14 protein-coding genes are annotated in these 15,504 nt (G+C 36.8%); 7 read left to right on the top strand and 7 right to left on the bottom strand.

The features are described from left to right. A complete protein-coding gene (locus U6A24_RS17755) occupies window positions 1–1,422 on the top strand; it encodes an aldehyde dehydrogenase family protein (RefSeq protein WP_324181345.1) in 1,422 nt (473 codons plus the stop codon). A 3-nt stretch (window positions 1,423–1,425) separates the two neighbouring features. Here the strand turns inward: U6A24_RS17755 and U6A24_RS17760 are convergent, their stop codons facing one another. The 4 genes from U6A24_RS17760 to U6A24_RS17775 form a co-directional block, all read right to left on the bottom strand. Continuing rightward, window positions 1,426–1,935 (bottom strand): YciI family protein, encoded by a 510-nt coding sequence (locus U6A24_RS17760; protein WP_324181346.1) that lies wholly within the window; start codon window positions 1,933–1,935, stop codon window positions 1,426–1,428. Window positions 1,936–2,014: 79 nt separating this feature from the next. Continuing rightward, window positions 2,015–2,920 carry a hypothetical protein gene (locus U6A24_RS17765; protein ID WP_324181347.1) on the bottom strand — a complete coding sequence of 302 codons (906 nt, stop codon included), beginning with the start codon at window positions 2,918–2,920 and terminating at the stop codon, window positions 2,015–2,017. Window positions 2,921–3,058: 138 nt separating this feature from the next. Further along, window positions 3,059–3,526: a CYTH domain-containing protein gene (locus U6A24_RS17770; RefSeq protein ID WP_324181348.1), complete on the bottom strand. Its 468-nt coding sequence runs from the start codon at window positions 3,524–3,526 to the stop codon at window positions 3,059–3,061. 6 nt (window positions 3,527–3,532) lie between these two features. After that, a complete protein-coding gene (locus tag U6A24_RS17775; protein ID WP_324181349.1) occupies window positions 3,533–4,213 on the bottom strand; it encodes a Rossmann-fold NAD(P)-binding domain-containing protein in 681 nt (226 codons plus the stop codon). Window positions 4,214–4,336: 123 nt separating this feature from the next. Here U6A24_RS17775 and U6A24_RS17780 point away from each other — a divergent pair, with 123 nt between their 5' ends. Continuing rightward, the gene (locus U6A24_RS17780; RefSeq protein WP_324181350.1) at window positions 4,337–5,059 is read left to right on the top strand and encodes a hypothetical protein; all 723 of its coding nucleotides are present in this window, start codon (window positions 4,337–4,339) and stop codon (window positions 5,057–5,059) included. 64 nt (window positions 5,060–5,123) lie between these two features. After that, complete coding sequence (gene dinB, locus U6A24_RS17785; protein WP_324181351.1) at window positions 5,124–6,221, top strand: DNA polymerase IV; 1,098 nt, start codon at window positions 5,124–5,126, stop codon at window positions 6,219–6,221. Window positions 6,222–6,277: 56 nt separating this feature from the next. On the opposite strand, the gene U6A24_RS17790 is transcribed toward dinB, so the two are convergent. Further along, window positions 6,278–7,423: a methionine aminotransferase gene (locus U6A24_RS17790; RefSeq protein WP_324181352.1), complete on the bottom strand. Its 1,146-nt coding sequence runs from the start codon at window positions 7,421–7,423 to the stop codon at window positions 6,278–6,280. Window positions 7,424–7,630: 207 nt separating this feature from the next. Between U6A24_RS17790 and U6A24_RS17795 the strand changes: the two genes are divergently transcribed. From U6A24_RS17795 to U6A24_RS17810, 4 genes are all read left to right on the top strand, one after another. Then, window positions 7,631–8,296 carry a succinate dehydrogenase cytochrome b subunit gene (locus tag U6A24_RS17795; RefSeq protein WP_324181353.1) on the top strand — a complete coding sequence of 222 codons (666 nt, stop codon included), beginning with the start codon at window positions 7,631–7,633 and terminating at the stop codon, window positions 8,294–8,296. A 13-nt stretch (window positions 8,297–8,309) separates the two neighbouring features. After that, entirely contained in the window at window positions 8,310–10,325 is a 2,016-nt protein-coding gene (locus tag U6A24_RS17800) for a fumarate reductase/succinate dehydrogenase flavoprotein subunit (protein WP_324181354.1), read from the top strand. A gap of 80 nt (window positions 10,326–10,405) precedes the next feature. Further along, window positions 10,406–11,152 carry a succinate dehydrogenase/fumarate reductase iron-sulfur subunit gene (locus U6A24_RS17805; RefSeq protein ID WP_324181355.1) on the top strand — a complete coding sequence of 249 codons (747 nt, stop codon included), beginning with the start codon at window positions 10,406–10,408 and terminating at the stop codon, window positions 11,150–11,152. Window positions 11,153–11,243: 91 nt separating this feature from the next. Further along, window positions 11,244–12,206: a M28 family peptidase gene (locus U6A24_RS17810; RefSeq protein WP_324181356.1), complete on the top strand. Its 963-nt coding sequence runs from the start codon at window positions 11,244–11,246 to the stop codon at window positions 12,204–12,206. Here the strand turns inward: U6A24_RS17810 and U6A24_RS17815 are convergent. Together U6A24_RS17815 and U6A24_RS17820 are read right to left on the bottom strand one after the other, a co-directional pair. Next, entirely contained in the window at window positions 12,199–13,017 is an 819-nt protein-coding gene (locus U6A24_RS17815; RefSeq protein ID WP_324181357.1) for an NAD-dependent epimerase/dehydratase family protein, read from the bottom strand. The genes U6A24_RS17810 and U6A24_RS17815 overlap by 8 nt on opposite strands. Then, window positions 13,001–15,385 (bottom strand): M28 family peptidase, encoded by a 2,385-nt coding sequence (locus tag U6A24_RS17820; RefSeq protein WP_324181358.1) that lies wholly within the window; start codon window positions 15,383–15,385, stop codon window positions 13,001–13,003. The genes U6A24_RS17815 and U6A24_RS17820 overlap by 17 nt, the downstream gene beginning before the upstream one ends. Window positions 15,386–15,504 lie beyond the last annotated feature (119 nt).

Here is a 15,504-nt window from a genome sequence, read left to right on the forward strand (position 1 = left end):
ATGGTCGCTGAATTTAATGAAACGGAAATTTCAGTAATTCGAGATATATATGAAAGCCAAAAATCCTATTTCCGCGAAGTAGGAAAAACCAAGGCTTCAGAACGTATCCATAAACTGAAGAAATTTCAAAAGGTAATTCTACAATTCCGAAAGGAATTGCAGGAAGCTATGTGGAAGGATTATCACAAACCAACTGCCGAAGTGGATCTTACCGAAATTTATCCGGTACTTTCAGAGATCAGATTTGCAATAAAACATTTAAAAACTTGGATGAAACCCAAACAGGTTGGGAATCCGGTAACTATGATAGGTTCATCCTCCTGGATTCATTATGAGCCCAAGGGGATGTGTCTTATCATCGCACCTTGGAACTACCCGATGCAGTTACTTTTTGCACCTTTGGTTTCAGCCATTGCAGCAGGTAACACAGTAATTTTAAAACCTTCAGAATTTAATTCACATACCGTTGAGGTCATGAAACGAATTGTTGCCGAAGCTTTTGAGGAAAAAGAAATTGCAATGGTCGAAGGCGGTGTCGAAACGGCAACGGCCTTACTTAATATGAAATTCAGTCATATTTTCTTTACGGGTGCTCCCGAAATTGGTAAAATCGTAATGGCCGCTGCTTCAAAACATTTATCCAGTGTTACCCTTGAATTAGGAGGGAAGTCACCCACAATTATAGATGAAACGGCAAATATTTCAAAGGTAATCTCAAGGATCGTCTGGGCAAAGTTTGTGAATGCAGGCCAGATATGCATTGCTCCCGATTATGCTATTGTGCACGAAAGTAAAAAAGAAGAGTTTGTGCAATGCATGATCGATCAGATTAAGAAGCATTACGGAGAAAATGCAAGTACATCACCTGATTTTCTTCGGATTATTAATGCCAAGCACTTTTTAAGATTGAAAGGGTATCTAGAGAATACATTAAAAGATGGAGGCAAAGTAATTTATGGAGGCGCTATGAATGCCTCTGAAAATTATATCGAACCTACTTTGGTTGACAATGTACCGCTAGATTCAGATCTAATGAAATATGAAGTTTTCGGTCCTATTTTTCCCATAGTTACCTACAAAAACAAGCAAGAAGTAATTGATCTTATCAATTCAAAAGAAAAACCCTTAGCCTTGTATATCTATAGTCAAAGCAAGAAAAATATTCGATTTTTTGTAGATAATACTACTGCTGGAGGTACATGCATTAATATGTCTGCTGTACATGTTGGTAATCCTCACTTGCCTTTTGGAGGAGTTAACAACAGCGGCATCGGAAAATCCAGAGGGCATTTTGGATTTATTGAATTTACTAATGAACGATCTATGTTTAAACAAAAATGGCCCAGTGCCATCGAGTTCATGACTCCACCGTATTCTAGCTTTAAACAAAAATTGATCGATTGGACGATTAAGTATTTTTAAATCTTATCGCAAAGGAAACCCTTTGGCAGCCCACCAGGGATGTACTTCGATAACCACTCTTCCTGCTTTTACCATAGGATCCATATTGGCGAGACTATCAGCCATTTTTTGTGTTGGGGTATTGTAAATAGTGATTCCACGTATATCACCATCATCTCCAAACGGGCCCGAGATATCGGCATATCCTTCTTCATACATTCGTCCTAGATGTGCCATATGAAGTTTTTGTAGACTGTCGGCTTCTTGTTTGTTTTGAGAACGATTAGGCCCCCTTTTTAGAAAAGCTATAAAATATTGCTGCATGATTACGGTATCTCCGCTTTCTTCATCTATATAGTCAAAAATTTGGAACCCGTCTTTAAGAAGTTTTTCTTTTATTTCTTTTGCTGAAGGGGTTACTTTTTCAACAACTTGAGGAGCAAGCTCTGGAGTTTTTACTTCTGTTTCCTGCTTGCAAGAAAAGAGTATAAGGGAGCAAATGAGAAGTGAAATTTTGATAGTTGAAGATTTCATGTATAAGAAAGATTTTAAAACATAATCACCTTCAAATATAAAACTTTTGAAGGTGATTACTACTAAAGGAGAGACTTACTTATTTGGCGGTATAAACCAATCCAAAGGCTAATCCAGATTCTTTGCTGTAATTTCGTCCATTCAAGGTAGTTCCATAACTGGCAGACACGCCAAAAGTGTGATTATATATTGGTACATAAAAATCAAAAGATAAATTGGTGTAATCTACTTCGGTTTCAGGAAGAATGGCGGCACCACCGGCTTCTCCAAACTCAGGGGTTCCAATATCAAAACCAGACATAGAATCTTGTATGTCTAACCGAGCATGCAAATACAGGAGCTCATTGTAGAAGCCAATTTTTGCACTATATGTCATAGCATTGGGGATATCAAAATCACTACTGTTTCTTAGGCTATATCCAGCTTGGATTTCACTAAAAATTTTAAACGGAAATGTATATTGTATAATAGCAGCTCCGTTAACTGTGGTAGCCTGGTTTCCTAGCGAAAGGACACCTGCGCCTTCATAATCACCTACAGGTAGTGTAACTCCGGTAGCTCCACCTACCGTAAATCGAGATGCATTATCAAATTTCTTTTCATAAACTCGAGCTTTCATGAAGATCCCCAGATCCTGTACCCCATCAACTTCTGCAACCTGCTGGACAGGATCAAGAATACCATCTTCGCTTTCAACCTGAATGTATGGTAAGGTAACTGTTGAAGATAACCAGTCCATAATAGCATACTGCCCATAAAGCGATACAATAGATGATGAGATTTCTCCTAAACCAGCTGGATTTCCTTCTGATAAGGTAGACCCGCGATAAAATTGATCATAACTTTTGTATGAGAAACTAGGGGCTATGGTGAGCGTATTTTTTTCGGGGTAAAAACCATTCACAGGAAGTTGCGCCAAAACTGATAAAAAAGGGCATAAAAGTAGTAGGGTCCCCAACAGGGACTTTTTAGATTTGTGTAACATATTTTCAATTTTTGGTTAATAATAAGTCGTCTTAGACGAGCCTATTATAGCGGCCTTACTATTGTTATATGTTACAATTTTGTTAATCAAGTTTAAACCATTGTTGAGCTAGGCAAAAGCCATTTTTGTTATGTTTGTTTACCATAAATGGAAGGGGTTTTTACTGAGTTGAGCATTGTAGTATTTTGGATCTCCTGTTACTTCTTTTCCAAGCCAGTCAGGTTTTAAAAAGGATTCATTTTCGTTATCTAATTCAATTTCGGCTAAGACCAGTCCTTTATTTTGGCCAAAAAATTCGTCAACTTCGATAGTATGTTTTCCCGATTGGATTTCATAACGTATTTTTTCAATCATTCCTGGTTCACAAAGTGATAAAAGCTGTTCTGCCTCATTAACAGAAATTGGTTTTTCCCATTCAAACCTCGAGGTACCTGATTCATTTCCAATCCCCTTTACGGTGATAAAGCCTTGATTTCCTTTAATACGTATACGGACGGTTCGTATAGGGTCTGTATTCAAGAATCCCTGTACAATTTGCGTACTTTTTTGAGCTTCTTTTTTAAAAGCTTCAGAAGCTACCAAAAATTTGCGTTCGATTTCTATCATAATTTATTATTCGTAGTCAGAGATTCGACCAGATTTCTTTTCTATTTCTTTGATCTCATCAGAAACAATTCTTTTTTTGTCAAATTCATTATTCGCCAACCAAATCATACATGAAACGATCGTTTCAGGATGTATGATGCGATATTTTTTAAGAGGTCCAAAGAGTAGGGGGTTAAAAACTTTCATTACTACTTTAAAGAAATACTCACCGGGTCTTTTTTCATCTCTTTTTCCGCCAATTAACGAGGGTTGAAGGATATGTGTTTTGGGGATGTCAAATTCCAAAATGGCATTTTCCATTTCGCCTTTGGTACGGTTATAAAAAATGCGACTTTCAGAATCGGCTCCCAGGGCCGAAATGACAATAAGTGTTTGGATTCTGTTTGTTTTACTTAATCTAGCCGCACTTACCGGGATTCCGTAATCGATATTATGATACAATTCTTTATCTGGCGTTTTGGCATTCGTAGTCCCTATACAGCAAAAGACTTCGTCGGCAATAAACTCTTGAGCATGATCCCTAAGCTCTAGCATATTTATGATATATTCTTCGATTTTGGGATGCGAAATACCAATGGTTTTTCTTGAAAAGAGTTTGATTTTGTCGTATCGATCATCATCGATAAGTTGTTTTAGCAAAATTCCTCCAGTAAGTCCTGTTGCACCGAGTATAATTGCCGTTTTCATATAACATGATTTTGAAACAATTTCAAAATTAGTATCTTTCAACCATAAACCTAATACCTAGTCATAAATATGTTATAGAAAAATAGCCTGATTCCGAAATCTGGTTTCTAAAAATTGCCTTACATGAAAAAAATGCTCCAAACTATGAAAAGTGTATACTTTTCTGTACTATTTTTCTTTATTGTTAATATAGGGGTTTTCGCTCAGATTGATGCTAATGCGCTCATGGGACTTCCAACAGCTACTACTGCCGATCGAAATGCCATTACCGGGGTACAAGAAGGTTCTTTGATATATGATACCGATACTAATAGGGTATACGAATATACAAATACGGGATGGCAAGAAATGCTTACTACGGGTAATGTTTATGTTGGGGCATTCCAGATATCTGCTGCTGGGAATGTCAATGTTACCGGAATACCTTTTCAGCCTACATCGGTGACTTTTGTGGCGCATGCCAATGTAGAAAGCTTTGATCTTAATAGTGATGGAGGCACAAATAATGATCAGGGAATACGTAACTCTTATGGTACCATGAATGGATTTGCAAGACAAGATGGTGCAACTATTACGCAACAAGTGATTTATGTTGGTGGGAGTGGAAATTCTATTAATGATATTTCCCGTTTTGCTTCTAGTTCTAACGCAATTGGGTTAAGGTATGGTAGCCAAAATGGTAATTCATTAGGAATAATCACAGGAAGCGTTACTTCATTTAATACAGATGGTTTCAGCATTACGGCTACCTATACTAATGGTACCTTAACCAATGCAGGACAAAATGTATTTCCCGCCGATATCAACAACGAAGGTGTCGTTGTTCTATTTACGGCCTATCGTTAGGTTCTTTTAATTTAGAGAATTTAGATCATCTACTATTATCCACTATTTTTGTACCGTGGAAGAAATGGTAACGCATAGAAAAATCATTCATGTTGATATGGATGCCTTTTACGCCTCTGTAGAGCAAATGGATAATCCTGAGTTAAAAGGAAAACCATTGGCTGTAGGTGGGGGATCAAAACGCGGTGTGGTTAGTGCTGCTAGTTATGAGGCACGGGTTTTTGGAGTACGATCGGCAATGCCAGGCTTTAAAGCTCGAAAACTGTGTCCTGATCTTATTTTTGTACGTCCAAGATTTGATCGTTATAAAGAAATCTCAACCAAAATCAGAAAAATTTTCTTCGATTATACCGATTTGGTTGAACCCTTATCGCTGGATGAAGCCTATCTCGATGTTACTCAAAATAAAAAAGGAAACCCCAGTGCCACGCTGATTGCTCAAGAGATTAGACAACGTATTTTTGATGAGGTAGGACTCACAGCTTCAGCAGGGATATCGATCAATAAGTTTATCGCCAAAGTAGCCAGTGATTATAATAAACCTAATGGACAAAAAACGGTAAATCCAGAAGAGGTAATCGATTTTCTTGAAAACCTGGATGTAAAAAAATTCTATGGAGTAGGAAAAGTGACGCAAGCCAAGATGTACGAAATGGGAATTTATACGGGAAAGGACCTAAAATCAAAATCTGAAGAGTTTTTGACCCAACATTTCGGTAAAGCCGGAAGACATTATTACCAAATTGTTAGAGGGATTCATGTAAGTGAAGTAAAGCCAAATCGAGAGCGTAAATCGTTGGCAGCCGAGCGAACTTTTAGTGAAAATATCTCTTCAGAAATTTATATGCTTGAACGATTAGAAAGTATTGCCGAAGAACTGCAAAAACGATTGAAGAATAGTAAGGTTGCCGGTAGAACGGTGACCTTGAAGATCAAGTACAGTGATTTTACGCTGCAAACTCGAAGTAAAACCCTGCCTTATTTTGTAAGTGATGCCGATATTCTACTCGAAACGGCCAAAGAATTGTTGTATCAGGATAAAATGAAAAACTCTGTGAGATTATTGGGTATTTCACTTTCAAATCTCAATACCGGACAAGAAAAGAAAAAAGAAAAAGAAGAAAAAGAGTTTGAGGTAATTCAGCTAAGATTTGAGTTTTAGGAGTTAGGAAGTAAAGGACTGAGGCTTTCGAAGTCCCAATTGCGAGGATAAAACAATCAAATCCCACACAAAATCTCTGCAGCTTTTTTCAAGGTATCATCAGTCTTGGCAAAACAAAATCGTAGTACCTTATCATCTTTTTGATTCAAATTGAATACAGAAACCGGGATGGAAGCAATTTTATGTTCTTTAGTCAATCTTTCTGCAAAAGCTACATCGCCCTCATCGGTAATTTCAGTATACTTTAATAACTGAAAATAGGTTCCAGCGGCTGGAGTGAATGTAAATCGAGAATCTTTGATCATAGAAAGAAACAGATCCCTTTTTTCTTGATAAAAATTAGGTAATAACAAATAGTTTTCTGGAGTTTTTAGATATTTGGCCAATGCGTATTGCATAGGATGATTACTACAAAAAACATTAAATTGATGCACTTTTCTGAACTCTGTCATCAATGAAGCAGGGGCCATGCAATATCCCATTTTCCAGCCGGTAGTATGAAATGTTTTCCCAAAGGAAGCTGTAATAAAAGCACGTTCGGCCAATCCAGGATATCGAGCCGCGCTTTGGTGTTCCCGCCCATCAAAAATAATATGTTCATACACCTCGTCACTTAGTAAAATGATGTCGGTATTTTTGAGTAGTTTTTCTAGCTGAAGCATGTCTTGTCCTGACAAAACAGATCCGCTAGGATTATGAGGCGTATTGATAATCACCATTTTTGTTTTTGAGGTGATTTTTTCTTCAACTTCTTGCCAATCTACAGTAAAATCAGGTGTTTTGAGCTGTATTGGAACGATCGTTCCTCCAAATAATTCGATAGATGGCTCGTATGAATCATAAGCTGGTTTAAAAATAACTACTTCGTCACCTGGATTTATAAATGCGGCAATAATGGTAAAAATTGCTTGCGTTGCTCCTGAGGTAATGGTTACTTCGGTTTCGGGATGATAATTGGAGCTATATAGTGAATTCGTTTTTTCAGAAATAACTTCTCTCAACGGCAATAAACCTGGCATAGGAGCATATTGATTATATCCTTTTTGCATGCCTTGAGTGACCAAATCGATCAATTTTGGGCTTGCCTCAAAGTTAGGAAAGCCTTGTGAGAGATTTATAGCACCATACTGATTTGCCATTTTACTCATGACAGTAAATATAGTTGTGGATACTTCTGGAAGTTTGGAATTGATATTTTGCATGTCCTAAAAATAGGATATTTATAAAAAACAAACCCTTTTTTTGTTTAAAGTTAAATACTGATTTCAAACGATTGCGCTCTAAACTATAAACAAAGCAAACCCCTTCTTTAAATTCATTATAAATAGTGAAATAAACACCTCATAAAGCTTGGCTAAATTGACACTGAGTCCTATTTTTGCTTCACAACTAATTAAACATTTTAAATAATGGGTGGATTGATAAAATCTTCAATAGCTAAAAAAGTTGCCATGGCACTTTCGGGACTTTTCTTAGTTTTCTTCTTATTACAACACTTTACCATCAATTTTACTTCAATTTTTAGCGAAGATGTATTCAATGAGCTGTCTCATTTCATGGGAACTAATCCTTTGGTACAGTTTGTTTTACAGCCAATCTTAATTTTTGGGGTAGTTTTTCATTTTGTAATGGGATTCATATTGGAAATAAAAAACAGAAACGCAAGATCTGTTAAGTATGCGAAGTATAAAGGAAGCGCGGCAGCCTCTTGGATGTCGAGAAATATGATTTATTCGGGATTAGTAGTTTTGGCTTTCTTGGGATTACACTTCTATGATTTCTGGGTTCCAGAAATGGTACATAAATATGTTGAGTTTGCGCCAGAAGATCCTACGCGATACTATCCAGAGTTGCTTCACAAATTTGTAAGCCCGGTTAGAACTGGATTTTATGCGCTTTCGTTTGTGTTTTTGGCGCTGCACCTGTGGCATGGATTTGCTTCATCATTTCAATCTGTTGGATTCAACAACAAATATTCGGTTGGAGCAACCAAATTTGCCAAAGTCTTTTCGATTGTAATTCCATTAGGTTTTATCATCATTGCTTTGGTACTTCACCTTAATCAAAACCATTAAAAATCCCACGAGTATGTCAATTTTAGATTCTAAAATACCTGAAGGTCCACTGGCAGATAAGTGGACAAAACATAAAAATACAATCAACCTGGTGAATCCGGCCAACAAACGTAATATTGATATTATCGTTGTGGGGACAGGATTAGCAGGAGGAAGCGCAGCAGCTACGTTGGCTGAGCTTGGATATAATGTAAAAACATTTTGCTATCAGGATTCTCCTCGTCGTGCGCATTCGATTGCGGCACAAGGAGGAATAAATGCAGCGAAAAACTATCAAGGAGACGGAGATTCAGATTATCGTCTGTTTTACGATACCATAAAAGGAGGGGATTACAGATCTCGAGAAGCAAATGTGTATCGTTTGGCCGAGGTTTCTGGTAATATTATAGACCAATGTGTGGCTCAAGGAGTGCCGTTTGCCAGAGAATACGGAGGTTTATTGGATAACCGTTCCTTTGGAGGTGTATTGGTATCCCGTACCTTTTATGCCAAAGGACAGACCGGTCAGCAATTGTTACTTGGTGCCTATTCTGCGATGAATCGTCAAATCAAAAGAGGAAAGATAGAAGCGTTTAATCGTCATGAGATGCTTGACGTTGTTAAAGTAGATGGAAAAGCAAGAGGTATCATTGCTCGTAACCTGGTTACAGGAGAGATCGAAAGACATTCAGCTCACGCTGTTGTAATTGCTACTGGAGGATATGGAAACGTTTTCTTTCTAAGTACGAATGCCATGGGAAGTAATGTGACTGCAGCATGGAAGGTACATCGTAGAGGTGCGTTTTTTGCAAATCCTTGTTACACGCAAATTCATCCTACATGTATTCCGGTATCAGGAGATCACCAGTCCAAATTAACTTTGATGTCTGAATCATTGCGTAATGATGGGCGTATTTGGGTACCCAAGAGAATTGAAGATGCTGAAGCTATTCGTGCTGGTAAATTAAAACCAACACAGTTGTCTGAAGAAGAAAGAGATTACTATCTAGAACGTCGTTACCCTGCTTTTGGTAATTTGGTACCACGAGACGTAGCATCCAGAGCAGCAAAAGAACGTTGTGACGCCGGTTTCGGGGTAAATAAAACCGGTGAAGCGGTATACCTTGATTTTGCTGCGGCAATTCAAAGATATGGACAAGAAAAAGCATTAACATCTGGAATTCATAACGCTTCCAAAGAAGAAATTACCAAGTTAGGAGAAGAGGTTATAGAAGCTAAGTATGGTAATCTGTTCCAAATGTACGAGAAAATCGTAGATGAGAATCCTTATAAAACTCCTATGATGATCTATCCTGCTGTACACTATACGATGGGAGGTCTTTGGGTGGATTATAATTTACAAACAACTATTCCTGGATGTTATTCGGCCGGAGAAGCAAATTTCTCTGATCATGGAGCGAATCGCCTAGGAGCATCAGCCTTGATGCAAGGACTGGCCGATGGATATTTTGTACTACCTTATACTATTGGAGATTATTTATCACACGATATCCGTACAGGAAAGATTCCAACCGATACTCCAGAGTTTGATCAGGCAGAGAAGGATGTAAAAGAGCGTATCGAGAAACTTATGAGTGGGTCAGGACAGCATTCTGTAGATTATTATCATAAGAAATTAGGTAAGATCATGTGGAACAAATGCGGGATGTCTCGTAACGAACAAGGATTGAAAGAAGCAATCGAAGAAATTGCTGCACTGCGAGAGGATTTCTGGAAAAATGTAAAAATTCCTGGAACAGCGAATAGTATGAATCCAGAACTAGAAAAAGCAGGAAGAGTTGCTGATTTCTTGGAACTTGGGGAGCTATTTGCAAAGGATGCCCTTAATCGTAATGAATCTTGCGGAGGACATTTTAGAGAAGAATCTGTAGAGCAATCAGGAGAGCAAAAGGGAGAAGCACTTAGAGATGATAAAAACTTTAAGTACGTAGCTGCCTGGGAATATAAAGGCGAACCAAAAGATGCCAAATTACATAAAGAAGACCTGGTCTTCGAAAATATTGAATTAAAAACACGTTCTTATAAATAGTTGGTGGTTGTTAGTGGATAGTTGGTAGAACAATCTACCACACACTAACCTCTAATTACTAACTACTAAAAACTAAAAATATGAATCTTACACTAAAAATATGGCGTCAAAAAGACGCTACCTCACAAGGAAAGATAGTAGATTATCAAATATCCGGTGTCGAAGGAGACATGTCTTTTTTAGAAATGTTGGATGTGTTAAATGAAGAACTTATTGCCAAAGGCGAAGAACCGGTGGTATTTGATCATGACTGTCGAGAAGGTATTTGTGGTGCCTGTTCTTTACAAATAAATGGTGAGCCGCATGGACCAGATCGTTTAATAACTACTTGCCAGTTGCACATGCGTAAATTTAATGATGGTGATACCATTTACATCGAGCCATTTAGAGCCAAAGCGTTTCCGGTTATCAAAGACTTGATGATTGATCGTAGTGCCTTTGAACGTATACAACAAGCTGGTGGTTACATTTCGGTGAATACTTCTGGTAATACAATTGATGCCAATGCGATTCCTATTCGTAAAGAGGATGCAGATGAGGCAATGGATGCCGCCACATGTATTGGATGTGGTGCCTGTGTTGCAGCTTGTAAAAATGCGTCGGCAATGTTATTTACATCGGCTAAAGTTTCACAATTTGCATTATTACCTCAAGGACAGGTTGAAGCGACTGAGCGTGTAATGGCAATGGTAAACCAAATGGACGAAGAAGGTTTTGGTAACTGTACCAATACTGGAGCTTGTGAGATCGAATGTCCTAAAGGAATTTCTTTGGAAAACATTGCAAGAATGAATCGAGAATACTTGAAAGCTAGTATGAAAGGATAATGCTTTAATGTATTAAAATAAAAATCTTTCAAAATCCAAACCTTGTTTATAAGGTTTGGATTTTGTTTTTTTAACAAAATTTCGAAAAGAGATGAAAACAAATACCACGCAAATATTAGGAGGCTTACTGTCTTTATTATTGTTGCTTATTACTAATACTATTACTGCTCAGGCAACAAGCAAAGCTATAAACGAAACATCCAAAAAGGAAACTTTGTTTGATGAACAAGCGCTTTTTAAAAGGTTGAGAGAATTGTCGTCAGAATCCTATGAAGGAAGACGCACCGGAGAGAAAGGAGCTGAGTTGGCAAGAGCATTTATCGCTTTAACATTTAACGAATTAATAGAAAATCCTCTTTACTTATCATCTTCTAGTCGCACATTTGGCTTCAAGATAAAGGAAAAGGAGTACAAAGGAGAAAATGTAATAGCAGGTATTAAAGGAACCGATTTTCCTGAGAAATACATTGTGATTAGTGCACATTATGATCATTTGGGTGTCAAAGATGGTAAAATATATAATGGAGCCGACGATAATGCATCGGGTGTATGTGCTCTATTTGCTTTTGCAGAATATTTTAAGAAAAATCCACCGAAACACTCTGTGATTTTAGCTGCTTTTGATGCTGAAGAATTTGGGTTGCAAGGGGCAAAGCATTTTGTAAAAGAACCACCGGTAAAAAAAGAAGATATTATTCTTAATATTAACATGGACATGATCGGAAGAAATGTTAATAAGGAACTTTACGTGGTCGGTACAAGATATAATAAAGAGCTTAAAAATATTTTAAAAACCTTTAATAATACTAGCGAGATTAAATTGCTAGAAGGGCATGACGGTTCTGATAAGAAACAAAATTGGACCTATGCTTCAGACCATGGACCATTTCACAAAGAGAAGATTCCTTTTTTATATTTTGGAGAAGAAGATCATCCTGACTACCATAAACATACCGATGATTTCCATAAAATAGATCCCATGTTCTACTTAAACGCCGTAGAGGTTATCATTGCTGTTTTTGACGATGTTGATAAGGAATTTATAGTTAAATAGTATCCAAATTTCTTTTGAATCGATATTTTAAAGAATGTTCGATCTTATCCGATTTAACGAGTTTTCCTTTAGACGGAGTTTGAAAATCATAGTCAGGAAGAGGTAATCCCATTTCTTTACATATCTTACCGTAATACTTAGATTTTTCAGGATGATCGGGGTATGAAGCGTTAAAAATGTAGCCCCAACGTTGTGTCCTTATAATCTGATTGATAATCCCAATACAATCATCTAGGTGAATTAGATTTACTGGTGCTTCAGGGTTTTTAATATTACTTCGCCTGGATAGCATTGTTGCTGGATGTCGATTTGGGCCAAATAAGCCGGCAAATCGAAGAATGGTCGTTTTAAAACCTTTATGGTTTTGCAGTAATTGTTCTACTCCTATAAGCTGTTTTCCGGCATTAGAAGTGGCATTTGGAGTTGTTTCTTCAGAAATCGAGGGAAACCCTTCTAAATCTGGAAAAACCGACGTAGAGCTTATGAAAAGCACGTTTTCAATATCAGATTTTTCAATATGTGGAAGAAGCGTTTGGATTTTGGCTACAAAATTGATTTCCGGGTTTTTACGAAGTCCAGGAGGGATATTAATTATTAGGGTGTCACTACCAGAAAGAAAAGAGTTTATATCTCCAACGGGTCCTTCTTCATTCAAAGAAATTTGATATCCCTTAATTTTGTGATTGCGAAGATTTTCTAATTTGTTTTCTGAAGTCGTCGACCCTTTAACGACATAGTTTTCCTCAACAAAGGCTTTTGCCAAAGGCAATCCCAACCAACCCGTTCCTAGAATGCTAATTTGCTCGTTCATTCGCTTCTTTAGTTTCTATAGATAAGGTATCTACCGCACTTTCAACATATTCTTGGATTATGAAACTCTTTTTAAGGACTACAGCATCGTTGATTATAAAAGGTTTTGGCATCATTTCATTACTTCTTTCTGGGATTGAAAAATGTTCATTATCCAATAAATCATACGACGACTCATAAAGTACAAAAGAGGGTAATGAATCTTTGTGAAATTGCATTTTCAGCTCCAAAGGTTCATTTTTGTTAACATAGTAGGTGAGTAGGTGTTGTTTCCATCTTTTGGTATATGCATTATAGGTATTGCCATCATTATAATCAAAATCTGATGCGGTTTCGTCATTAACGATTAGCGCATTGAAATTAAAAATAGTCATGGTAAATACATCGATTCTATTAATATCTCTTTGAGGTGATACACATAGATCAAAAAATCTCAGGTCACCTATAATCGTATCTTTATTAATATCAAATTTAGGTTGTCTAATATTCTTTATTGGTGCAGTATTGGCATGAGTGAACGATCTTCCATATTTACTTTGTAATGCATTTTTGTTATAGGTTTCGGCAATATTTTCTTTAGGATTGATATAATTTTTTGTCCAGGAATCCAAAGTGTGATCATAGGAGGCCCAAACTGCTTTATTTTGATCGGTATCCAGAATGTAAACGAGACTGTTTGGTTTTTGTCGTTTCTCGGTAAAATCTGATTTTGCGTGAGCAGTTATTAGAAATACAAAGGAAAATACTAAAATTAAATTTCCGTATAAATTCTGTCTTTTATAAAAAGCAAATACGGGTAGTAAAACTCCAAATAACAATACCGATAAGACTGCAGAAACAAAAAGTATTTTTAAACCTAATGCTACAGGAAAAGAGGCTATAAAGGGTGATAATATAAAAATAGCTGGTAACCCGAGAAAAACCATTAAATAGGGATTTGGTTTTTTTTGTCGAATTAATACAAATAAAGAAATCAGACCAAAAAATGGTATAAAAATGAAATAACTAGCTCCTTTCAGGTACAAGGCAGCCATAGCCGATATTGTTAACCAAATAAACAATGGTGCAATAAGTAAATTAGGTGTGTTTTCCGGCTTACAAAATCTTGCATATACTTTAAAGCAAATTGCTACAGATAGTAATACAAAGACCGTAATGTACAAATACCCATTATAGGTGAAACCGTGTTGAATTTCTTTGTATTGCGGATAGATGAGCTTAAGAAGTTCCCATAACCCGAAGGTGAGAAACCCCGCTAGATTCATCACAATCAAAAATATACCAAAGCCTTTGATAACTTCTTTGAAATTTATTCTGTAGGTCGTTCGCCCATAAAATAGTAGCGCTATGAATAGGATAATTCCAATGATCAAAAGAGGAAATATCCAACTGAAAGGATACTTGACCAAAGTAAAGATTGGCGTATTAAAATAAATATAATCACGATCAGATTTTAGATTGGTAAGATCAATTTCCGAAAAATAGGACAGCAGTGGCATAAGATAACTTCCTTGATGTTGTAAGGTAGAGAGATCCAAATTTTGCCATGTGTCATTCGCGGTATGATAATCAAAGTGATCATCGATAAAAGCAAAGTTATAGCCGTCAATATCTCCTTGTTCTCTTAAGACTGTTAGATCTGTATCATTGGGTAGCATTTTGTAAATACTATACGCCAGAGAATTTGTGGTTGGATATCGTAACCCGGCATTTGCAAATTCTTTAATAAGATTACCATTTTTGCCATTGGTTTCCAAGAGCATATAAGAATCTCCTCCACTACCTCGAGCTTCAAAATTAAGAACCAAACCTATATCTTTTGCCCAAGGATGTTTTTCTACAAAAAGATCGGCACCATTTAACCCTAGTTCTTCTGCATCGGTAATACAGATAATAATATCATTTTTGGGAACCTTATTTGTCGATAGATAAGCGCGTATACCTTCCAAAATAGTAGCAACCCCACTACCAGCATCACTCGCACCATACGAAGAATGCTGTGAACTATCATAATGTGTCATTAACATCAGCGATTTTCCATTTCCACTACCTTTTATCTTTGCCAGAATATTTTGTGGTCTACTACAATCACCGGTTTTGCCAACAGAAAATCCTTCTTGTATTTTGGGCTCTAATCCTAATTTTTGTAATTCGTTTACGATATAGTTTTTTACATCCTTATGCGCATTACTACCAAGGTAATGAGGTTCTTTAGAAATACTTTTTACATGTTCTAACGCGCGCAGCGTAGAAAACTCTTGAGAGGGAGTGTCAAGATCACTTATTCGATGTGACTTGGTGCTGTAAAAAGTAAAAAATAAAGAAAAAAGTATGAGGAGAAACGTAAGTAATGAGGGAAACTTTCGCATGAGTGTGTATTGGTTTAGGTTAAAGGTAAGAAATAAGCCACAATTATTATGAGGTTGCCCCATAAAATGAGAATTGGCCTCAAAAAAAATAGAAATGTGATGATGAAGAACGAATAATT

The organism is Aquimarina gracilis (assembly GCF_035285365.1).
GTDB lineage: Bacteria > Bacteroidota > Bacteroidia > Flavobacteriales > Flavobacteriaceae > Aquimarina > Aquimarina gracilis.

Coding starts and splice junctions, on each gene's coding strand:
- U6A24_RS17755 (WP_324181345.1), top strand. CDS start 1: ATGGTCGCTGAATTTAATGAAACGGAAATTTCAGTAATTCGAGATATA.
- U6A24_RS17760 (WP_324181346.1), bottom strand. CDS start 1,935: ATGAAATCTTCAACTATCAAAATTTCACTTCTCATTTGCTCCCTTATA.
- U6A24_RS17765 (WP_324181347.1), bottom strand. CDS start 2,920: ATGTTACACAAATCTAAAAAGTCCCTGTTGGGGACCCTACTACTTTTA.
- U6A24_RS17770 (WP_324181348.1), bottom strand. CDS start 3,526: ATGATAGAAATCGAACGCAAATTTTTGGTAGCTTCTGAAGCTTTTAAA.
- U6A24_RS17775 (WP_324181349.1), bottom strand. CDS start 4,213: ATGAAAACGGCAATTATACTCGGTGCAACAGGACTTACTGGAGGAATT.
- U6A24_RS17780 (WP_324181350.1), top strand. CDS start 4,337: ATGAAAAAAATGCTCCAAACTATGAAAAGTGTATACTTTTCTGTACTA.
- dinB (WP_324181351.1), top strand. CDS start 5,124: ATGGTAACGCATAGAAAAATCATTCATGTTGATATGGATGCCTTTTAC.
- U6A24_RS17790 (WP_324181352.1), bottom strand. CDS start 7,423: ATGCAAAATATCAATTCCAAACTTCCAGAAGTATCCACAACTATATTT.
- U6A24_RS17795 (WP_324181353.1), top strand. CDS start 7,631: ATGGGTGGATTGATAAAATCTTCAATAGCTAAAAAAGTTGCCATGGCA.
- U6A24_RS17800 (WP_324181354.1), top strand. CDS start 8,310: ATGTCAATTTTAGATTCTAAAATACCTGAAGGTCCACTGGCAGATAAG.
- U6A24_RS17805 (WP_324181355.1), top strand. CDS start 10,406: ATGAATCTTACACTAAAAATATGGCGTCAAAAAGACGCTACCTCACAA.
- U6A24_RS17810 (WP_324181356.1), top strand. CDS start 11,244: ATGAAAACAAATACCACGCAAATATTAGGAGGCTTACTGTCTTTATTA.
- U6A24_RS17815 (WP_324181357.1), bottom strand. CDS start 13,017: ATGAACGAGCAAATTAGCATTCTAGGAACGGGTTGGTTGGGATTGCCT.
- U6A24_RS17820 (WP_324181358.1), bottom strand. CDS start 15,385: ATGCGAAAGTTTCCCTCATTACTTACGTTTCTCCTCATACTTTTTTCT.